Genomic DNA, 19,688 nt, shown 5'->3' on the forward strand with positions numbered 1-19,688 from the left:
AACGGAACGTTCGGCCTGCTCGGGGGCCGGTTGCTCAGCAGGGTGAGGCGCGCCCGGTCGCGCTTCGTCAGCGCAACCGGGCGCGCTCAGGCTCAGGCGACGGGTGCCGCGACGCGGTCCTGCTCGGCGGGGGTGCCTGCGCGCTTCGCGAGGAGGGCCCTGGTGTCGTAGATGAGCTTCTTGAGCTCTTCGACGTGCTCGGGCTTGGCGTCGATGAGCGGCGCGCGCACGTGGCCGGCGTTGATGCCGGCGAGCTTGGTGGCTTCCTTGACGAGCGACACGGCGTACCCGGGCACGGAGTTCCGGAGGCGGACGAGGGGGTGGTAGAAGCTGCGGTTGAGCTCAGCCAGGCGCTCCTTGTCGCCGGATTCGACGGCGTCGAAGAAGGCGAGGGCGATGTCGGGGGCGAAGGCGAAGGAGGCCGACGAGTACAGGGGGACGCCGATCGCCTTGTAGGCCTCCTGTGCGATCTCCGCCGTGGGGAGGCCGTTGAAGAAGAGGAAGTCCTCGCCGCGCGACTGCGTCTCGTCGGTGACGGAGCGCACGATGCGGGACATGAGGTCGATGTCGCCGACGCCGTCCTTGAGGCCGATGACGTTCGGGATGCGGGAGACGGCGACGGCGGTGTGCTCGTCGAACCGGGCCGTGCTGCGGTGGTAGACGATGACGGGCAGCGTCGTGGCACCCGCGACCTGCTCGACGTACGCGACGAGGCCTTCGCTTGGACCCGCGACGAGGTACGGCGGGAGGAGGAGGATGCCGTCCGCCCCGACCGCCTCTGCGCTGCGCACCTGCGCCTTGGCGTCGGCGAGCGTCCCGCCGGCCCCGGCGAACACCGGCGTTGCCTTCTTGGTGGTCGTGACGGCCGTGTCGACGACGGTCGTGTACTCGTCGAGGCTGAGCGCGTGGAACTCGCCGGTGCCGCAGGCGATGAAGATACCGCCCGGCTCGTGGGCGAGCCCCTGTTCGAGGTGCTGCGCGAGGGCTGCGACATCGACGGCATCGTCGGCCGTGAAGGGGGTGACCGGGAAGAAGAGGATTCTGTCGAGCACGTCGATCTCCTTAGTTGCGTGTCTCCGCGGTGCGTCGTTGCACGGTGCGGCTGTTCCGAGTTGATTGCCCGGCTATCTGCGACGCTATGGTCTTATGGATGCGCAAACAAACTAAAGTGTGGATGAATCAATGTTGGGAGTGAATTGATGTTTACCCTGGTCCAGCTCGAGTGCTTCGTCGCCGTCGCTGAGGAACTGCACTTCGGTGCGGCCGCCGAGCGCCTCCGCATGACCCAGCCGCCCATCAGTCGCCAGATCCAGCAGCTGGAGCGCGAGCTCGACACGCAGCTGTTCGTCCGGACGAGCCGCCGGGTCGCGCTCACGGAGGCCGGGCGCACCCTCCTGCCCAGCGCGCGCAAGCTCATCGACCTCTCGGCGAAGGCCGCGGCCGATGTGCGCGCCGTCGGCGAGGGGGCCACCGGCACGCTGACGGTCGGGTACACGGCGGTCGCGGCGCACAGCGTGCTCCCCAAGCTGCTGCGGGCGGCGGCGGAGGAGCTGCCCGGGCTGCAGCTCATCCTGCAGGAATCGGTGACCGTCGACCAGATGGACGAGCTCGAGCGCGGCACGGTCGACATCGGCCTCCTGCGTCCCATGCGGGACCGCCCAGGCGTCCAGTCGACGACGGTGCTGACGGAGCGCCTGGTGCTGGCGCTGCCGAGGGGCTCGCGGCTCGCCGAGTTCACGGGGCCCATCTTCCTGAGCGACCTCAACGATGAGGCGCTCCTCATGTACTCGCCTGGTGGTGCTCGCTACTTCCACGACCTGCTCCTCAGCATGTTCGTCGCCTCATCCAGTCATCCGCGCATCGTGCAGTACGCGGGCCAGGTGCCTGCGCTGCTCGCGCTCGTGAACGCCGGCATCGGCGTCGCGCTCATCCCCGAGTCCGCGACGCAGCTCGCGCCCGACGGCGTCATCTGCCGGCCGGTTGCCGACGGTGACCGATCGGAGCCATACAACCGAGTGCACCTCGACATCGCATGGCGCGAGGACTCCGACAATCCGCTCGTTGCGGCGGTCGTCGAGCTCATGCAGCGCAACGCGTGACCGTGGTCGCACGCCGCTATTGATGCTGAACGCGCATCCGGTCATGCCGAATACGCTCTCGATCGAATGGATGCGGCTCCTTAGAGTGGCAATACGGCACCGTGGCCAGAGCCACGTGTGACCACCCAGCGCGGCGATGGAGGCGGAGCTATGAACCAGGTGACGGTCGAGACGTGGGACGTGATCCCAGTAGCGGGCCACGACAGCATGCTGCTGAACCTCAGCGGAGCCCACGCGCCCCTCTTCACTCGCAACCTCGTGAAGCTCACCGACAGCGAGGGGCGCGTCGGCATCGGCGAGGTTCCCGGCGGCGAGAGCATCCGATCGACGCTCGTCGCCTCCGCCGAGCTGATCGTCGGCAAGCCCGTGGCCGACTACCGCGCGATCCTGCGCAGCATCAACGAGGAATTCTCCTGGCAGGACAGCGCCGGCCGCGGCGCGCAGACCTTCGACCTCCGCACGACCGTGCACGTCGTCACCGCCTGGGAGTGCGCGCTCCTCGACCTCCTCGGGCAGCAGCTCGGTCTGCCGATCTCGTCGCTCCTCGGCGACGGCAGGCAGCGCGAGGCCGTCGACGTGCTCGGCTACCTCTTCTTCGTCGGCGACCCCGACGCGACCGGCCTCGACTACCTGCGCGGCGACGACACGAGTGACGCGTGGGGAAGCGTGCGCCGCGAGCGTGCCCTCGACAGCGAGGGCGTCGTGCGGCTCGCGAAGGCCGCGCAGGAGCGATACGGCTTCCGCGACTTCAAGCTCAAGGGCGGCGTGCTCGAACCGGCCGTCGAAGCCGCCGTGGTCACCGATCTCGCCGCCGAGTTCCCCGATGCGCGCATCACGCTCGACCCGAACGGGTCATGGCCGCTCGACGAGGCGCTCCGCCTCGGCCCCGACCTGAAGCGCGTGCTCGCGTATGCCGAGGACCCGGTCGGCGCGGAGAACGGCTACTCGGGGCGCGAGGTGATGGCGGAGTTCCGCCGCGCCACGGGCCTGCGGACTGCCACGAACATGATCGCGACCGACTGGCGCGAGCTGGGGCACGCGATCCGCTCGCAGGCCGTCGACATCCCGCTCGCCGACCCGCACTTCTGGACCATGAGCGGCTCCGTGCGCGTCGCGCAGCTGTGCGACGAGCTCGGCCTCACGTGGGGCTCGCACTCGAACAACCACTTCGACGTGAGCCTCGCGATGTTCACGCACGTCGCCGCGGCGGCCCCTGGAACGCCGACGGCGATCGACACGCACTGGATCTGGCAGGACGGCGAGGAGCTCACGACGGCCGCCCCGAAGATCGAGGACGGCGTCATCCAGGTGCCGACGGCACCCGGCCTCGGCGTCACCCTCGACGACGCCGCGGTGAGCCGCGCCCACGAGCTCTACCTGAGCCTCGAGAGCTCGGCGCGCGACGACGCGTTCGCGATGAAGACCTTCATGCCCGAGTGGGCATTCCACCCGAAGCGGCCTGCCCTCATCCGCGCCTAGCGGACACGGCACAGGCACTCCAGAGCAACCAATCCAACACGACGAGGTGTGAGAATGGACCAGCGAATGAAGCAGCAGCAGCTCCAGGCCGACGAACTGGCCGCGACGGCAGGACAGGCCGGACGCCAGGCCGAGGTGGCCCCGAACGATGAGACCGTCGCCGGCCAGGCTCAACCCGGCAAGGCTCGACCCGACCAGGAAGTGGAGAAGGCCATGCTCCTCTCGGTGCGCGACCTCTGCATCTCCTACGGCATCGGCGGACGCGCTGTCGACGCGGTGAGGAACGTCTCGTTCGAGCTGTACGCCGGCGAGGTGCTCGCGGTCGTCGGCGAGTCCGGCTCCGGCAAGAGCACGGTGGCGCACGCGCTCATCAACCTCCTCGCGCCGAACGCGACGGTCACCTCGGGTGAGATCAAGTTCGACGGCGAGCCCATCCAGGGGTTCAGTGACGCGCAGTGGCGGGGCATCCGCGGTCGACGCATCGGCCTCGTCCCGCAGGACCCGGCCCTCTCCCTCAACCCGACGACGAAGGTCGGAGCCCAGGTCGCCGAGCCGCTCCTCATCCACGGACTCGCGAGCCGCAAGGACGCGCACGCCGAGGCGGTGCGACTCCTCGACATGGCAGGCCTCACCGAGCCGGCGGCTCGTGCTCAGCAGTACCCGCACGAGTTCTCGGGTGGCATGAAGCAGCGCGCGCTCATCGCGACGGCGCTCGCAGGCCAGCCGGAGATGGTGATCGCCGACGAGCCGACCAGTGCCCTCGACGTGACGGTGCAGAAGCAGATCCTCGACCACATCGACGGCCTCGTGAAGGAGCTGGGCACGGCCGTGCTGATGATCACGCACGACCTCGGCGTCGCGGCTGACCGCGCCGACCGCATCATCGTCATGCGCAAGGGTGAGATCGTCGAGACGGGCACAGCCGACGACGTCATGCTCCGGCCGCAGCACGACTACACGAAGAAGCTCCTGCGTGCCGCGCCGAGCCTGCACAGCCACGAGGCCCGCACGGTGCTCGTCACCGACAAGGCGACGGGAAAGGCGTCGAGTCGAGCGGCGGATGCGCGTGACGGGGCTCCGGACATCACCTCGCCGCTGCTGCGGGTCGAGAACCTCACCAAGGAGTTCGCACTTCCCGGCGGTCGCGGCGGCAAGCGCACGCTGACCGCCGTCGACGACATGAGCTTCGACCTGCATCGCGGTGAGACGCTCGCGGTCGTCGGGGAGTCGGGGTCCGGCAAGAGCACGACGGCGCGCCTCGTGCTTCGCCTCGAGAAGCCCACCTCCGGCCGCATCGTCTTCGATGACCAGGACATCACGGACCTCGAGGGTGAGCGGTTGCGAGCCCTTCGCCGCAGGTTCCAGATGGTCTACCAGAGCCCGTACGCGTCGCTGAACCCGCGCTTCTCCATCCAGCAGCTCATCGCCGAACCGTTGGTGTCGTTCAAGCTGGGCGACTCGAAGTCGCGCGCCGAGCGGGTGCGGGAGCTGCTCGACCAGGTCCAGCTGCCGCAGCTGTTCCTGAACCGCGGGCCTGACGAGCTGTCGGGTGGCCAGCGCCAGCGTGTGGCGATCGCGAGGGCGCTTGCCCTCGAGCCCGAGTTCATCGTGCTCGACGAGGCCGTCTCGGCGCTCGACGTGTCGGTGCAGGCGCAGATCCTGGACCTGCTCACCGAGCTGCAGCAGGAGAACGACCTCACCTACCTGTTCATCACGCACGACCTGGCGGTCGTCGCGCAGATCTCCGATCGTGTCGCTGTCATGAAGAACGGCGTGCTCGTCGAACTGGGCAGGACCGGTGACATCCTCATGAAGCCGCAGGAGCCCTACACGCGAAAGCTCATCGACGCCATCCCGGGGCACGGGAGCTCGCACGCCGCGTAGGCTCGGCGCCTATGGGTGACGGAGGCAATGCGGGTGAGGCAGCTGGCGGGGGCGTCGATGGGGGCGGAGCCGGCACCGCGGGTGGGCCCGACGATGGGTCCGCCGGCGAAGAGCACGTCGACGACGAGCGCTGGCTCGTGGTCAATGGCCGGCGCTGGCGGCGTACCGATCCGAGTCTTCCTGCAGGCATGGTCGAACGGCTGAAATCGCATCTCGGCCGCGGGCGATCGGGCGTGGGCACCGCGAAGCGCCGGGGTGACGACTCCGCCGTGGCGGCGTCGCGCAAGCGCGTCGGCCTCGCGAAGCACGGGCTGGGCGAGCGCGGTCCGCGCTGGTGGGAGGAGTCGGAGGCGGCTCGACTCGAGCGGGCCCGCCAGGCACTTGAGGAGCTCGACGGGCTCGACGGGGCGGCCCCGGAGGGCGCCTGACGCCGTCGAGCACGGCGAGTCGCTGTGGCACACGATCGACCACCAGTGTTTACACCCAGGAAACTGTGTTCACTGAATACTTGGTCCATGAGCACAGAATTCATGAGCACCGATGCAGTGGCCACCGCCGTTCCGCCGTTCCGCGTGACCCCCGACTTCTGGGCGCAGCTGCCGAGGATGCCGCTCGACCAGTATCCGGGCACCGAGGGCTACATCGCGGACGTGTACTCGAACCCGGACGGATCGGCCATGTCGGCCGGCTACTTCGCCCTGACGCACACGGATGCCCCGCTCGACTACTTCTACGACTACGACGAGATGAAGGTCGTCATCTCCGGCACGTTCCGCCTCGAGAACGTCGACACCGGGCAGGTGTCGTACGCGGGCCCGATGGATGCCATCTTCTTCCCGAAGGGGTCGCGCATCCTCTTCAGCACCGAGGATGCGGCGCTCGCGTTCTACGTCGGCCACCGCTCCGTCGCACCCTGACCGCCATGGCGACGTCCTCCATGCAACCGGCCGGGGTTGGACCGGGCGTGAGCGCAACCGCCACCAGTTCGGCTCGGTGGCGGCGGCTGCTCGAAGCGGGTGGCCGTGCGGCGACCGACTCATGGTCGGGGTCGGTCGCGCCCGCGCGCACCATGACGTTCCTCGTCGGTGCGGCATCCACCGCGTCCATCGGTGGCGTGCCCGATGACACGGCGTCGAGCGGGGTCGCGCGTGGCGCCGCAGTGTCCAGAAGCGCGGAGCCCACCGGCGATGGCCAGCCAGGGCCAGGCGAAGGGGCTCTGGTCGCGCTCGACGACGCGACCTCGACCGCGTCGCGAGCCCGGATCCTCGAGGCGCTCCGGGTCGCGCGCACGGGGTGGCGGTTCCGGGTCGTCGGCGACGAGCTCGCGCTCGGCCCGCTTCGGGCGGTCCTGCACGACGCCGGCGTGCTCGATGAGGAGATCCAGTTCGTGCTCACGGCCCCGGAGCCAGGCGTCGCCGAGGTGCCCGTGCACTGTGGGCACTGCCAGGCGAAGACGAGTGCGCCGACAGGCGGAAGCGTGCCGTGCTCGGGATGCGGTCTGCACCTCACCGTGTACCCCCACTTCTCCCGCCGCCAGGGCGCCTACCTCGGGTACTTCGCTGACGCCGAGCTGACCGAGCCCGACGTGGACTCCGCTGCCGGCATCCGCGCGAGAATCGTGGCCGCAGAGCGCCGCCAGAGCGAACCGGTGCTCGCGTGAGCGGCGCTCCCGCGGCCAGCGCCGCGACGACTCGCCCGCCCGCTGCCGACGCGCGTGTGGGCGGCGCGGCGCTCGACCTCATCGTCTCCGAGATCGCGGAGCTCAGCCGGGGCGTCCGCTCCTTCACGCTTCGCGACCCGCTTGGCCGTTCACTTCCGTCGTTCGCGCCGGGAAGCAGCATCGCGGTGCAGCTCGGCGGCGGCGGCCGCAACTCGTACTCGCTGACCGGCAGCGGGCGACGCCCAGACCACTACTCGATCTCGGTGCGCCTCGACGACGCAGGCCGAGGCGGCTCGCGGTGGATGCACGGCCTCAGCGTCGGCGACGAGGTGGCGGTGAGCGCGCCGTCCAGCGCGTTCCCGCCTGTGCTCTCGGCGCGCCACCATCTGCTGATCGCGGGCGGCATCGGGGTCACCCCGATCCTCTCGCACGCCAGGGCCGCGGCCGAGTGGGGGCGCTCCTTCGACGTCGTGTACGCCTACGGCGAGGGCGGGGGAGCGCACCGGGACGAGCTGGAGCGCCTGAGCGGGGGCCGGATGACTGTCTGCGGGAGCCGCGCCGCCCTGCAGGCCCACCTCGCGTCGGCCCTGCTCGACCAGCCGCTCGGCGCACACCTCTACGTCTGCGGTCCGGTCGCCATGATCGGCGCGGTGCAGGCAGCCGCTCGCGCGGCCGGCTGGCCCGAGTCGCGCATCCACGCCGAGGCGTTCACCCCGCCCACCCTCGACCCGGGCGAGCCCTTCGAGGCGCGGCTCCTCGGCCTCGGCCGGACCATCCGAGTCGACTCGGGCGTCACCCTGCTCGACGCGCTGCTCGCCGAGAACGTGCCGGTGCCCAACCTCTGCCGGCAGGGCGTGTGCGGCGAATGCCGCGTCGCCGTCCGAGCACCGTCCGGTTCGCGCCGTGCAGACGCGCGCGGCCCCGCGGGGATCGACCACCGCGACAGCTTCCTCACCGATGAGGAGAAGGACCGCGGCGACTGCCTCATGCCGTGCGTCTCCCGCCCGAGAGGCGAGACCCTGGAGCTCGAACTGTGACCGCACCCGCCACCGGCAAGGCCGACCATTCCGTCGCCGTCGCCGGCTTCCCGTTCCCCTTCCCGAAAGAGACGTACCGCTACAGCACCAACGTGGAGCCGGCCTCGGTACCACGGCCGACGGCGGCAGGTTCCTGGGGCGAGCATCCGGTCGACATCGACCACGCCTATCGCGATGAGCTCGCCGAGCGGGCCCGCATCCTGAGCGCCGACCCCTCGAGACTGCAGTGCCTGCCGCACATGGTGCCGGCCGCGTGGGACGCGATGTTCGTGCTCATGGAGCAGCTCGCCGACGCGTACCCGCAGCACATGAGCCTCACCAGGGAGGGCGGCGGCTGGCACTGGCACAACGGTCTCCTCGGCATCGACCGGTGCTTCGCGGTCGGCGAGACCTCGTCGATGCCGGAGGGACCCCTCGGGTTCATCGGCCAGCAGCTGCAGGAGGATATCGTGCTGCTCGAGCAGCGTGACGGCGAGCTGTGGGCCGACGCCGGCCTCGTGACGTTCGCCGCGGACTGGTCGTTCGGCTTCGACGTCGGGATGTCGTTCCTCGAGATCCACGGGCCCGTGCCGCGGGTGCACGACGAGGGGGTCATCCCGCGGGCGCAGGCCTTCCTCATGCGGCTCGAGCCCGGGCAGAGCTACCGGCGCACCAACTGGACGCTCACCGTCGACGGCAAGCTGGACACGTCGACGGAGACGTACCCCGAGTGGGGGCCAGACCGGACCACGCTTGTGGACGGCCCGCTCGCCGCGGTCGGCGACAGGCTGCACCTGCGGACCGAGGTGCAGCACCTCATCCGCCTCCCCGAGTCGAACGCCATCATGTTCCTGATCCGCAGCTACCTGCTGCCGTTCGCGGCCCTGGCGACCGTGCCAGAGTGGGCGGCGAGAACGGCGGAGGTGCTCGAGGAGCTGCCAGCCGACATGGCCGAGTACAAGGGCGTGACGCGCACCCGCGAGGCGGGTATCAGGTGGTTGCGCGAGTACGGGGGAGTCTGCGAGGGGAGCGCTGCAGGGGCGGCGTGATGCTGGTGCTGTCGCCGCGGGTCGGGGCGCTTCCGTTCCTGTGTAGCCTGGCCGACATGGCTGATGCAGCGCAGGTCCCGAGCGAGCGGGAGCAGGGGGTTGGACGTGAGCGCGCTCCCGGGCACGACGCTGAGGGCGATTTCGAGTACAGGCCAGAGGACTCGGCTGTGGACTCAGCCGCCCCGACCCCTGCGGGGCCGCTCGAGCTGACGCAGCAGGAGCGGGCTGAGGCCACGCTGCGCTCGATCATGTCCGGCGGCAACCTCACCGCCGAGACGATGAGGCTCTCGAACGACTTCACCGACCGGCACGTGTCGCGCCTGAAGTCGTTCTTCCGCCGCGGGAAGTAGACGGCGTCTCGAGCCCCGGCGCTGCCCGCACGCACCACTCGGTGCCTCGCGCAGCGCCGGCGCGCCCTCACACGAGCAGGTAGACGGCGCCGGCGATCGTGAGCACCAGCACGATCCGGTCGAAGAGTTGCTGGCTCAGCCGCGGGGCGAGCCAGCGCCCCAGGAATGCGCCGCCGATGAGGAGCGGAACGAGCAGCAGATCCAGCACCAGCGTGCTCGGCGTGATGAGGCCAAGCCCGATCGAGAACGGCAGCTTGGCGATGTTGACGATCGTGAAGAACCAGGCTGCCGTTCCGAGGAACGCCTTGACGGGGAACTTGGCGGCGAGGAAGTACATCGCCATCACGGGACCACCGGCGTTGGCGACCATCGTCGTGAACCCGCCGAGCGATCCGTAGCCGACGCGTGCGATCTTGGCGGCGCGGTCGCTTGGCGTCTCCGGGGTGCGGTACCGGCGCCACACGGTGATGGCGACGAGGATGAGCAGGATGATGCCGATGACGCGGCGCACCCAGTTGTCGTCGGCGAAGGCGAGGAAGGCGGCGCCCGCGAGCAGACCGACCGCGACGGCGGGGATGAGCTTGACGAGCGTCGACCAGTCGGCGTGCCGCCGGTAGGTCCACAGCGCGAACATGTCGCCGACGATGAGCAGCACCAGCAGGGCCCCGGTCGACTGCTTGGCCGGGAGCACGGCCGCGAAGGTCGCGACCGACAGGGTTGTGACGCCGGGCAGCGCCGTCTTCGAGATTCCGACGGCGAAGGCGGCCACTGCGAGCAGGACCCATCCGAGGGTGGGGAGTTGGGGGATCAGGTCGAGCACCTGTCGAGTCTAGGGCCGGGGCTGTCCTTGTCCTGTCGTGACGACAATCGCCGTCGTGGCGGAGGTGGATTCGGCCCCGTCACGCCTCGGCTCGGCGTCACGCCGTGGCGAGCTCTTCCGGCCACGGCGGGTTCGCGCCGGCGCGGGCCACCGTGATGGCTGCGCTCCGTGCGGCTGTCGCGAGGGCAGCATCCACCCACGAGTCGTCGAAGGCACTGCCGTCGAGGGTGCTGCCGTCAGCGGTGCTGCCGGCATCGCCGCCGAGGAGTGCTCGCCGGATGCTCGGTGCGGAGACGGCGTGCAGGAGGCCCGACATGAAGGCGTCGCCCGCGCCGACGGTGTCGACGACTCGGACCGACGGGGCTGGCACGGCGAACGCTCGCTCAGCGGTGCGTGCGAGGGCGCCGTCGCGGCCGCGCGTCATGAGGGCGAGGCGGGCGCCGAGCTCGGTGAAGCGAAGGAGCACCTCGGAGGGGCTGAGCTGCGGGTACAGCCAGGCGGCGTCCTCGTCGCTGAGCTTCACGACGTGGCTGAGGGCGACCAGGGCCTCGACGCGTCCGACGACCGCCTCGCGCTCGCCCATGATGGCGGCGCGAACGTTGGGGTCGTAGCTCGTGAGGATGCCGCCGCGGTTCCTCGCTTCCGCGAACACGGCTCGGACGACCGCGCCTCCGGGGTCGACGACCGCGCCGATGGACCCCGTGTGCAGCACGTCGATGCCCGTGAGGTCTGGCGTGGGCAGCGAGAAGTCGAGATCGAACTCGTAGCTCGCGCTGCTGTTCTCGTCGAGGGTCGCTCTCGCGGTCGAGGTGCGCTGACCGTCGAGTGCGCCGTCGACCAGTTCGACGCCGGACTCCGCAAGGTGGGCGATCACGAGCCCGCCGAGCTCGTCGTCGGCGAGCCGTGCGGCGAGCTGAGAGCGGTGGCCGAGCCGGGCCAGGCCGACGGCGACGTTCATGGGGGAGCCTCCGGGGAGGGCCCGCCCCTCCGGTGCATGCGCGTCACCGGGCAGCAGGTCGACAAGCGCCTCGCCGATCACGAGCACGCTCGCCAGCTTCCCGTCAGCAGCGTCGTTCATCCTCGCGTCTGCCGTCCCCGCGCGGGCGTGGTCCGGGTCTGCACTGATCGGGTCGTGCTTCGCATCGTTCTGCGTGTCCTCGGTGGGTGCTGCACGTTCGTTCATGAGATCGCCTCCGGTGCGATGTCGCGACCGCTCAGCCAGAGGAGCAGGTCGATGGCGGTTCCTCGGACGGGCGGGCCTTCGCCGAGGGAGAGGGACTCTCCGGCGGTGTCGCCCGCGTCCGTCGCGATGAGGGTGCGGCCGGCGGCGAGCTCGCGACCGCCACCCATCGAGACGGGGGTCTTCCGCTGATGGGCGATCGCGGCGAGCACAGCGCCCTGCGGATAGTCGTGGGCGATCCCAAGGGGGCGGCGAATGTCCTCGCCGTGCACGAACGCTTCGACGTAGCGCGTCGCGGCCGGCGTCGGGGCGCTCGAGGTGCGGTCGGCGACTTCACGGAACCGGGCGAGTGTGTCGCGCGGGTGCGCTCGACGCTCTGCCTCGACGCCTCGCTGGTTGAGGGCGTCGAAGTCGAAGCGCGCGGCCACGAGCTGCGCGACGAAGCCGAGTCGCGTCGTCGTCGCATCGTTGACGAGGTGCGCGAGGACGTCGTGCACCGTCCACCCCGTGCAGAGCGACGAGGTGGCCCAGTCGGTGTCGTCGAGGTTCCGGAGGTCGGCGATCAGCGCCGCGCGTTCTGCGTGCACGATGCTCCAGTGCGCTCCCAGTCGACTCACAGTGCCGACGCTACCGCGTCGACGCCCCGTCGGCGAGCCGCGGGCGCGGCTGTGAAGTCAACCCCGCGCATCCGGGCCGCCTTCCTTCGTAGCCTCGAGGCGTACCCCCGAATGTCTGGTGCCCGCTCGAAGATGGCGCCACCCCGACGAGAGGAATCCCCATGCGCGCGCTCACCTGGCAGTCGACCGGCGAAGTGTCCGTCGAGACGGTCCCCAAGCCGACGATCGAAGAGGCGGGTGACGCCGTCATCCGCGTGACGTCCGCGGCCATCTGCGGCTCCGACCTCCACCTGTACAGCGTGTTCGGGCCGTTCCTCGAGAAGGGCGACATCCTCGGCCACGAGACGATGGGCATCGTCGAGGAAGTCGGGTCCGGCGTGACGAAGCTGAGTGTGGGCGACCGAGTCGTCGTGCCCTTCGTGATCGCCTGCGGCGATTGCGTGGCCTGCCATTCCGGGCTGTCCACGCAGTGCGAGGTGACGCAGAACACCGAGCAGGGCACCGGTGCCGACCTCTACGGGTACACGGAGCTCTACGGCTCGGTGCCCGGCGGGCAAGCCGAGTACCTGCGGGTGCGCCTCGCCGACAACAACGCCATCAAGGTCGGGCACGAGCTGTCCGACGAACGGTACCTCTTCCTCAGCGACATCCTTCCGACAGCTTGGCAGGGCGTGAAGTACGCCGCTGTGCCAGAGGGCGGGACGCTCGCCGTCGTCGGCCTCGGACCGGTCGGCCAGTTCGCGGCCCGCATCGGAAAGCACCTGGGCTACCGGGTGCTCGGCGTCGACCCGGTGCCCGAGCGTCGGGCGCTCGCGGAGCGCTACGGGGTCGAGGTCTTCGACTACGACGACGAGACCGCGGACGCGCTTCGCGCCGCCACTGACGGGCGTGGCCCCGATTCCGTCGTGGATGCGGTCGGCCTGGAGGCGCACGGTTCCGGAGACGGCTCCGGCTTCGCGGAGCTCGCGCAGAAGGGTGCCGGCCTGCTCCCGGACGCCGTCGCGAAGAAGGTCATCAAGACCGCCGGTGTCGACCGGCTGTCGGCGATCATGCTCGCCGTCGACGCGGTCCGCCGCGGCGGCACGGTGTCGCTGAGCGGTGTGTACGCGGGCACGGCCGACCCGATGCCGATGATGACCATGTTCGACAAGCAGCTGACCCTGCGCATGGGCCAGTGCAATGTGCAGCGCTGGATCCCGGAGCTGCTGCCGCTCGTCGAAGACCGCAGCGACCCGCTCGGCACGGAGGATCTCGTGACGCACCGCATGCCGCTCGAGGACGCGCCCCGGATGTACGAGGTGTTCCAGAAGAAGGCCGAAGGCTGCATCAAGGTCGTGCTGAAGCCGCGCGGCTGACCCTCGTCCAGAGGAGTCACTCGGCCGCGGCGGGCTCCCAGCGGAGGAGCTCGCCCGGCTGACACTCGAGGGCGACGCAGAGCGCCTCGAGCGTCGTGAAGCGAACGGCCTTGGCTCGGCCGTTCTTCAAGACGGCGAGGTTGGCCGGGGTGATGCCGACCCGCTCCGCGAGCTCGCCCACGGACATCTTCCTCCGCGCGAGCATGACGTCGATATCGATGGCGATCGGCATCAGATGACCTCGCCGAGCTCGCCGCGGAGGGCTTCGGCCTCGGCCTCACGCCTCGTGGCGAGACGCAGCAGCATCCGCATCACCACCATTAGGAGGGCGCCGCCGGCCGTGACGAGCGCGGCACCGCAGAGAAGGCCGATCAGGCCGGGCGCCGCGGGTCCCGGAGCGAGCAGGATGGCCAGCGTGAGGATGGTCAGTGAGGCGACGGCGATCGCGCCGATGATCGTGTCGACGTAGCGGAAGGCCCCTGCGGAGAAGACGGAGCCTCGGCGGACCATCGTCAGAAGACGCCAGATGCTGATAGCGCTGACCTGCAGGGTGAGCACGAAGATCGCGGCGAGCGCGACGAGAGCGACCCGGGCCGGTGTCGGAACGCCCGCGAGGTCCGCCCAGGCGAGCGGCAGGAGCAGGATCTGGACGGCGAGCGACCCGAGGAGCGAGACCGCGATGACGGCCTTGAGTACGAAGATGGTGACGGTGCCCATGGGTGACCTCCTGCTGACTAGCGATGCTTTTCTATCGACTTTCGATAGATTACAGCAGGAGGACGCGAAAACGCGACACGTTCACCTGTCCATGCTCACCTCGGCGCCTCGATCGACCCTGGTGTGGTGAGGACCCTGATGTGGTTATCGGGCGAGGTGGGCGGCGAGGTTGTCGAGCGCCTGCATCCAGCCGTCGTAGACGTTGTCGTCACCGGGCTCGCCGGGGATTCCCCGCACGTGCAGGGCGACGTGGGTCCCGGTCTCTCGGGAGCCCGTCGTGAGGTCGACGCTGACGACGGGGGACGCCGCTGGATCGTCGTCGGGCGAGCCCCACGTGAAGACGAGGCGTCCCGGTTCGGCCACCAGCAGGTAAATGCCCGCCGTCGGATACTCGTCACCCGTCTCGTCGTTGACCATCGTGTAGGCGTAGGTGCCGCCTTCTCGGACATCGAGGTCGATCGTCTCCCGAGGCGTCGAGACCTTCACGGGATGATGCCAGTGGCTCAGCTCGTCGGCATCCGTCCACGCGCGCCAGACGCGCTCGCGAGGTGCGGCGACGGTGCGGCTCAGGCTGAACTCCGGCTGTGCGACGGTCTCCGGGCTGGTCATGGCTGGCTCCTCTGTGTCCTCGTCGACGGTGTGTCCTCGTCGGCTCTGTGTCCTCGTCCGCGCAGTGTCCTCGTCGACGCTACGTGCTCACGATGCAGCGTCTTCGCGGATCTCGTCGCGGCTGGCCTCGGCGTGGCCAGCTCGTCGGGCTGCCGCAAGGCTAGGTTCCCAGGGTTGGAATCTCCTCGACAGCGCCAGCGGCTGCTGCGTCGTCGGTGGTGACTGGGCGCCGCGCCGCGCCGGAACGCGGCCGAGGGTCCGCGTCTCAGAAGAGCGGCCAGGGCGCCGCGGGCATGTCGCCCTCCGGGGCCGGGAACTCGCGTTCGGCCGCGAGGCGTTCGGTGCGGGCGGCGAGCTGCTCGAGCTCGGCGACCGAGAGCAGCTCGGCGAGCTTGGCTCCGAGGCCGCCGTCACGCGTGTCGGCGAGGGCCTCGTGGAGCCTCCGGATGCTCGTCGTCTCGTCGTCGCTGATCGGCTCGCCGACCCACCCCCACAGGACGGTGCGCAGCTTCGGCTCCACGTGGAACGAGAGGCCGTGGTCGACGCCGTAGCGGTGCCCGTCCGGCATGGCGAGCACGTGGCCGCCCTTGCGATCAGCGTTGTTGACGATGGCGTCGAAGATCGCCATGCGCCGCATGATGGGGGAGTCCTCGTGGACGAGGACGACCTCGCGACCTGTCTCGTCTTCGCCGCTGAGGACCGTCCGCCAACCGTCTCCCGGTACCTCGCTCGCTTCGACGAGATCGACGGGGTCTTGAGCTTCGTCGATGTCCTGCCACAGCTGGAGCATCCCTGGCCCGAACTGGCCGTCGCCGAGCCAGGTTCGCGGCACGATGTTCCAGCCGAGGGATTCCGAGACGAGGTACGCGGCGACTTCGCGATTGGCGAGGTCGTTGTTCGGGAAGTCCCACAGCGGCTTCTCGCCGCGGGACGGCTTGTAGACGACGTCGACCGGGTCGGCACCTGGGACCGTGTAGGTGCCGACGAAGGTCGCGTTCGACGCGCTCATGAGCCGGGCGGTGAGCTCGAGCGTCTGGGCGCTTGCAGCGGTGTCACCCGAGGCGGCATCGCCCGGATCGGAGTCACCCGGTTCGGAGGCGCTCGTGGTGGACGCCGTCGACGCCTCGGAGTCGGGCGCTTGAGCCGCCCCCGCGGTGTCCCCGTTCGGCTCGGTCTCGGTCACAGGCCGTCGTCTGCCGGGCAGTCGTGGCCCTCCGGGTCCATCGGGAGGCCGCAGCGGGGGCACAGCGATCGGCCGGCGCCGACGATCTCGAGGGTGCGCTTCGCGAAGGCGCGTGCCGACCCGACGGGGATGCGAACGCGGAGCAGCTCCTCGGGTTCGGCGGCTTCGACGAGCTCGTCGAGGCCGGCCATGCGGGCCAGCTCGGCTTCGAGAGCCTCGGTGTCCACGTCGGCGTCGATCTCGAGCTCGACCTCGACGACGGGGATCACCTCGAGGACGACCTGCGCGGTCGCCGGCTCCCAGCCGAGGCCGATCGTGCCGACTCTGAAGCGGCCGTCGACCGGGGTGTCGAGCGGCTCCTCGTCGATGAGCTCGATGGGGGTCGAGCTGGGCACGCTGTAGCGGTTGCCGTCTTCGAGCATCAGCTGGTCGAGGATCTCGTCGACCTTCTCGGCGAGCAGAGCGGACTGCTCTTTCTCGAGGATGACGCTCACGACGCGGGAGCCGTCGCGTGCCTGCAGGTAGAAGGTTCGCTCGCCGGGCTTGCCGAGCGTGCCGACGACAAATCGGTCCGGCCAGTCGAATTCGTGCACGAGGGTCGTCATGGTCTCAAGCCTATGCTCAGGAGGCTCTGCCCGCGCCGCCGCCGACGGTCGCGTCTCCGGTCTGGGAGCCGCCCGCCGCGGCAGAGCGGGAGGGGGCGAGCCAGGACAGGTCTCCGGCGTCGGAGTTGATGATGGGGACGCTCGGGCGTGCCTTGCCGTAGCTGATGATCGATGTCGACGCGGGTCCGACGGCGAGCCGTTGGAACAGGTCGAGGTGCATCCCGAGGGCGTCGGCGAGGACGGCCTTGATGATGTCGCCGTGGCTCACGGCGACCCAGACGGCACCCTGGCCGAACTCGCGCTCGACGTCGGCGTCGTGCCGGCGGACAGCGGCGACTGCTCTCGCCTGCATGGCGGCCATCGATTCTCCGTCGGGGAACGTGACGGCGGACGGCTGCGTCTGGACGGTCGTCCAGAGGTCTTCCTTCGCGAGGTCGGCGAGGCTTCGGTTCTGCCAGGCGCCGTAGCCGCATTCGGTGAGGTCTTCGTCGATGACGTCGAGCGATGGGTCGATGTGCGGGTCGTCGAAGGGAGCGGTCGGCTGCTGCGCGCGAATCGCGGCCGCGGTCTCGACGCATCGCTCCAGTGGGCTCGTGACGAGGCGGGCGAGGGGCACCGACGCGATTCTCGCCCCGGTCGCGGCGGCTTGCGCCCGCCCGGTCTCGTCGAGGAGGACTCCCGGGGTGCGTCCCGCGAGGAGTCCGCTCGCGTTCGCCGTGGTGCGTCCGTGGCGGACGAGGATGACGGTGGCCATGCGAGTCACCCTAATCGGTGCGCCACGGGAAGTCCCTGCGCGGCGTCAGCGCTCGGTGAGCTGCCCGCCTTCGACGTGCCAGGCCCGGTTCAGCCGCACCGTCTCGAGCATCCGCCGGTCGTGGGTGACGAGCAGGAGGGTGCCGTCGTAGGATTCGAGCGCCTGTTCGAGCTGCTCGATGGCGACGAGGTCCAGGTGGTTCGTCGGCTCGTCGAGCACCAGCAGGTTCACGCCGCGGGCCTGGAGGAGGGCGAGGCCCGCCCGGGTTCGCTCGCCGGGCGAGAGCTCGTCGGCGCTGCGTCCGACATGGTCGGCTTTCAGCCCGAACTTGGCGAGGAGGGTGCGCACCTCTGCGGTCGGCCAGTCGGGCACCTGCGCTTCGAACTGCTCGGCGAGCGGTGAGGGCCCCGCGAGGGCGGCCCTCGCCTGGTCGATCTCGCCGATGGCGACGCTCGAGCCCAGACTCGAGGTTCCTGAGTCCGGCTCGATGTGGCCGAGGAGGAGTCGCAGGAGGGTCGACTTGCCTGCCCCGTTCGGGCCGGTGATGCCGATGCGGTCACCCGCGTCGACCTGCACGGACACGGGGCCGAACGTGAACTCGCCCAGGTGGAGTTCCGCGCGCGACAGGGTGGAGACGACGGTGCTCGACCGCGGAGCCGAGCCGATCGTGAACTGCAGCTGCCATTCCTTGCGTGGCTCCTCGACCTCGTCGAGGCGGGCGATGCGGCTCTCCATCTGACGCACCTTCTGCGCCTGCTTCTCGCTGGACTCGGTGGATGCCTTGCGGCGGATCTTGTCGTTGTCCGGTGCCTTGCGCATGGCGTTGCGCACGCCCTGGCTCGACCACTCGCGCTGCGTGCGCGCGCGACCCACGAGGTCTGCCTTCTTCTCCGCGAATTCCTCGTACTCTTCGCGAGCGTGCCGCTTCGCGGTGGCGCGCTCCTCGAGGAATGCTTCGTAGCCGCCCCCGTAGACGCGGTTGCTGTGCTGGGCGAGGTCGAGCTCGAGCACACGCGTGACGCTGCGGGCCAGGAACTCGCGGTCGTGGCTGACGAGGACCACTCCGCCGCGAAGTCCCTGGATGAACGCCTCGAGGCGATCGAGGCCGTCGAGGTCGAGGTCGTTGGTCGGCTCGTCGAGGAGCACGATGTCGAAGCGTGAGAGGAGCAGCGCCGCCAGGCCGACTCGAGCAGCCTGTCCGCCGGAGAGGGAGGTCATGAGGGCGTCGGCGCTCAGTTCGAGCCCGAGCTCGGCGAGCACTGCGGGGATCCGCTCCTCGAGGTCGGCGGCCCCGCTCGCGAGCCAGCGCTCGAGGGCGACGGCGTATGTCTCGCCGGGGTCGGGGGCGCCGGGCTTCGCCTCTTCGGCAAGGGCTTCGGCGGCCGCATCCATGTCCCTGGTCGCCGCGGTGGCTCCGGTTCGGCGGCCCACGTACTGCGCGACGGTCTCGCCCGCGACACGCTCGTGCTCCTGGGGCAGCCAGCCGATGAAGGCGTCGGCGGGCGCGAGCGAGACGCTGCCCTCCTGAGGCTCGTCGATGCCGGCGAGGAGGCGCAGGAGCGTCGACTTGCCGGCGCCGTTCGCGCCCACGACGCCGACGACGTCACCCGGGGCGACGACGAGGTCGAGGGCGGAGAAGAGCGTTCGATGGTCGTGGCCACCGGCGAGGTCCTTGGCGACGAGGGTTGCGGTCATTGCTCTATGGTCGCTCACTCCGGCCCTGCGCGGTGACGGCGTCCCCGGCAACGCCCGGTCGCGGCCTCGGTTCCGGGCCAGTGGTCCGAGGCTCGGTATCGAGCCCCCGCCGTTGGTCCTTGCGGCGGGAGTGGCTACACGAGGGTGTCGGCGTGGAGGGCTCCGACGAGTGGTGCGAGCTCAGGCACATCCGCTGCCTCGGACAAGGACTGCTCGAGCACTGAATCGTGGGTGGGGCGTGCACGCTCGAGGAGGTCGCGGCCGAGCGGCGTCAGCTCGGTGTAGATGCCGCGTCGGTCGTCGTCGCACAGGATGCGCGTCAGCAGCTTTCGGTCCTCCAAGCGGGTCACGAGGCGAGTGGTCGCGCTGCTCGAGAGTGCGGCGGCGCGGGCGAGCTGGCGCATCCGCATGTGCCATCCGTCCTGGCGGCTCAGGGCGTCGAGGACGGTGAACTCGACGACCGAGAGCTTGTGCTCGCGTTGCAGGGAGCGCTCGAGCTCCATCTCGATGAGTCCGTGGAGAGCGGCGAGCGTGCGCCAGCCTCTGGCGCGGATCTCCACGGCGTCGTCGGCGATTCCCATGTGCCCTCCTCAGGTGCGTGACTGCCAATGCTACT

At 70.1% G+C, this 19,688-nt stretch carries 22 protein-coding genes; 10 read left to right on the top strand and 12 right to left on the bottom strand.

Annotated elements, in window-relative coordinates:
* Positions 1-92: 92 nt before the first annotated feature.
* Positions 93-1,052, bottom strand: coding sequence for a 5-dehydro-4-deoxyglucarate dehydratase (locus F8O03_RS07045; RefSeq protein ID WP_151423257.1), 960 nt, complete (start codon positions 1,050-1,052; stop codon positions 93-95).
* A gap of 147 nt (positions 1,053-1,199) precedes the next feature.
* On the opposite strand from F8O03_RS07045, the gene F8O03_RS07050 reads away from it, so the two are divergent.
* The 9 genes from F8O03_RS07050 (at position 1,200) to F8O03_RS07090 (ending at position 9,537) form a co-directional block, all read left to right on the top strand.
* A complete protein-coding gene (locus F8O03_RS07050; protein WP_104311687.1) occupies positions 1,200-2,099 on the top strand; it encodes a LysR family transcriptional regulator in 900 nt (299 codons plus the stop codon).
* Between the two features lie 150 nt (positions 2,100-2,249).
* Positions 2,250-3,578, top strand: a complete 1,329-nt coding sequence (locus tag F8O03_RS07055) for an enolase C-terminal domain-like protein (RefSeq protein ID WP_151423258.1) — start codon at positions 2,250-2,252, stop codon at positions 3,576-3,578.
* A gap of 54 nt (positions 3,579-3,632) precedes the next feature.
* On the top strand, positions 3,633-5,462 hold the full coding sequence (locus F8O03_RS07060; protein ID WP_244296006.1) for a dipeptide ABC transporter ATP-binding protein: 1,830 nt from the start codon (positions 3,633-3,635) through the stop codon (positions 5,460-5,462).
* A gap of 11 nt (positions 5,463-5,473) precedes the next feature.
* Positions 5,474-5,890 (top strand): biopolymer transporter Tol, encoded by a 417-nt coding sequence (locus tag F8O03_RS07065; RefSeq protein WP_425280949.1) that lies wholly within the window; start codon positions 5,474-5,476, stop codon positions 5,888-5,890.
* An 87-nt stretch (positions 5,891-5,977) separates the two neighbouring features.
* On the top strand, positions 5,978-6,379 hold the full coding sequence (locus tag F8O03_RS07070; protein WP_244296008.1) for a cupin domain-containing protein: 402 nt from the start codon (positions 5,978-5,980) through the stop codon (positions 6,377-6,379).
* A 47-nt stretch (positions 6,380-6,426) separates the two neighbouring features.
* Positions 6,427-7,122, top strand: coding sequence for a dimethylamine monooxygenase subunit DmmA family protein (locus F8O03_RS07075; protein WP_151423259.1), 696 nt, complete (start codon positions 6,427-6,429; stop codon positions 7,120-7,122).
* Positions 7,119-8,159 carry a PDR/VanB family oxidoreductase gene (locus F8O03_RS07080; RefSeq protein ID WP_244296010.1) on the top strand — a complete coding sequence of 347 codons (1,041 nt, stop codon included), beginning with the start codon at positions 7,119-7,121 and terminating at the stop codon, positions 8,157-8,159. Before F8O03_RS07075 ends, F8O03_RS07080 begins: the two co-directional genes overlap by 4 nt.
* Positions 8,156-9,187: a heme-dependent oxidative N-demethylase family protein gene (locus tag F8O03_RS07085; RefSeq protein ID WP_208851816.1), complete on the top strand. Its 1,032-nt coding sequence runs from the start codon at positions 8,156-8,158 to the stop codon at positions 9,185-9,187. Before F8O03_RS07080 ends, F8O03_RS07085 begins: the two co-directional genes overlap by 4 nt.
* A gap of 56 nt (positions 9,188-9,243) precedes the next feature.
* Positions 9,244-9,537 (top strand): hypothetical protein, encoded by a 294-nt coding sequence (locus tag F8O03_RS07090; RefSeq protein WP_151423261.1) that lies wholly within the window; start codon positions 9,244-9,246, stop codon positions 9,535-9,537.
* A gap of 67 nt (positions 9,538-9,604) precedes the next feature.
* On the opposite strand, the gene F8O03_RS07095 is transcribed toward F8O03_RS07090, so the two are convergent.
* The 3 genes from F8O03_RS07095 to F8O03_RS07105 form a co-directional block, all read right to left on the bottom strand.
* The gene (locus F8O03_RS07095; RefSeq protein ID WP_151423262.1) at positions 9,605-10,357 is read right to left on the bottom strand and encodes a sulfite exporter TauE/SafE family protein; all 753 of its coding nucleotides are present in this window, start codon (positions 10,355-10,357) and stop codon (positions 9,605-9,607) included.
* A gap of 97 nt (positions 10,358-10,454) precedes the next feature.
* On the bottom strand, positions 10,455-11,540 hold the full coding sequence (locus F8O03_RS07100; RefSeq protein ID WP_208851817.1) for a carbohydrate kinase family protein: 1,086 nt from the start codon (positions 11,538-11,540) through the stop codon (positions 10,455-10,457).
* Positions 11,537-12,154, bottom strand: coding sequence for a maleylpyruvate isomerase family mycothiol-dependent enzyme (locus tag F8O03_RS07105; protein WP_341872789.1), 618 nt, complete (start codon positions 12,152-12,154; stop codon positions 11,537-11,539). Before F8O03_RS07105 ends, F8O03_RS07100 begins: the two co-directional genes overlap by 4 nt.
* Before the next feature lie 161 nt (positions 12,155-12,315).
* Here F8O03_RS07105 and F8O03_RS07110 point away from each other — a divergent pair, with 161 nt between their 5' ends.
* Positions 12,316-13,509 (top strand): zinc-dependent alcohol dehydrogenase, encoded by a 1,194-nt coding sequence (locus F8O03_RS07110; protein WP_151423263.1) that lies wholly within the window; start codon positions 12,316-12,318, stop codon positions 13,507-13,509.
* Positions 13,510-13,525: 16 nt separating this feature from the next.
* Here the strand turns inward: F8O03_RS07110 and F8O03_RS07115 are convergent, their stop codons facing one another.
* The 8 genes from F8O03_RS07115 to F8O03_RS07150 form a co-directional block, all read right to left on the bottom strand.
* Positions 13,526-13,741: a helix-turn-helix domain-containing protein gene (locus tag F8O03_RS07115; protein WP_104311697.1), complete on the bottom strand. Its 216-nt coding sequence runs from the start codon at positions 13,739-13,741 to the stop codon at positions 13,526-13,528.
* Positions 13,741-14,226 (bottom strand): DUF2975 domain-containing protein, encoded by a 486-nt coding sequence (locus F8O03_RS07120; protein ID WP_151423264.1) that lies wholly within the window; start codon positions 14,224-14,226, stop codon positions 13,741-13,743. Before F8O03_RS07120 ends, F8O03_RS07115 begins: the two co-directional genes overlap by 1 nt.
* Before the next feature lie 144 nt (positions 14,227-14,370).
* Entirely contained in the window at positions 14,371-14,835 is a 465-nt protein-coding gene (locus tag F8O03_RS07125) for an SRPBCC family protein (RefSeq protein ID WP_151423265.1), read from the bottom strand.
* Between the two features lie 265 nt (positions 14,836-15,100).
* Positions 15,101-16,018: an SCO1664 family protein gene (locus tag F8O03_RS07130; RefSeq protein ID WP_280115568.1), complete on the bottom strand. Its 918-nt coding sequence runs from the start codon at positions 16,016-16,018 to the stop codon at positions 15,101-15,103.
* Positions 16,015-16,623: a DUF3090 domain-containing protein gene (locus F8O03_RS07135; protein WP_151423266.1), complete on the bottom strand. Its 609-nt coding sequence runs from the start codon at positions 16,621-16,623 to the stop codon at positions 16,015-16,017. Before F8O03_RS07135 ends, F8O03_RS07130 begins: the two co-directional genes overlap by 4 nt.
* A gap of 16 nt (positions 16,624-16,639) precedes the next feature.
* Complete coding sequence (locus F8O03_RS07140; RefSeq protein ID WP_151423267.1) at positions 16,640-17,377, bottom strand: MSMEG_4193 family putative phosphomutase; 738 nt, start codon at positions 17,375-17,377, stop codon at positions 16,640-16,642.
* 45 nt (positions 17,378-17,422) lie between these two features.
* Complete coding sequence (locus F8O03_RS07145) at positions 17,423-19,072, bottom strand: ABC-F family ATP-binding cassette domain-containing protein (RefSeq protein ID WP_151423268.1); 1,650 nt, start codon at positions 19,070-19,072, stop codon at positions 17,423-17,425.
* Positions 19,073-19,206: 134 nt separating this feature from the next.
* On the bottom strand, positions 19,207-19,653 hold the full coding sequence (locus tag F8O03_RS07150) for a MarR family winged helix-turn-helix transcriptional regulator (protein ID WP_104252684.1): 447 nt from the start codon (positions 19,651-19,653) through the stop codon (positions 19,207-19,209).
* Positions 19,654-19,688: the final 35 nt, after the last annotated feature.

This window comes from Pseudoclavibacter terrae (genome assembly GCF_008831075.1).
Lineage (GTDB): Bacteria > Actinomycetota > Actinomycetes > Actinomycetales > Microbacteriaceae > Pseudoclavibacter > Pseudoclavibacter terrae.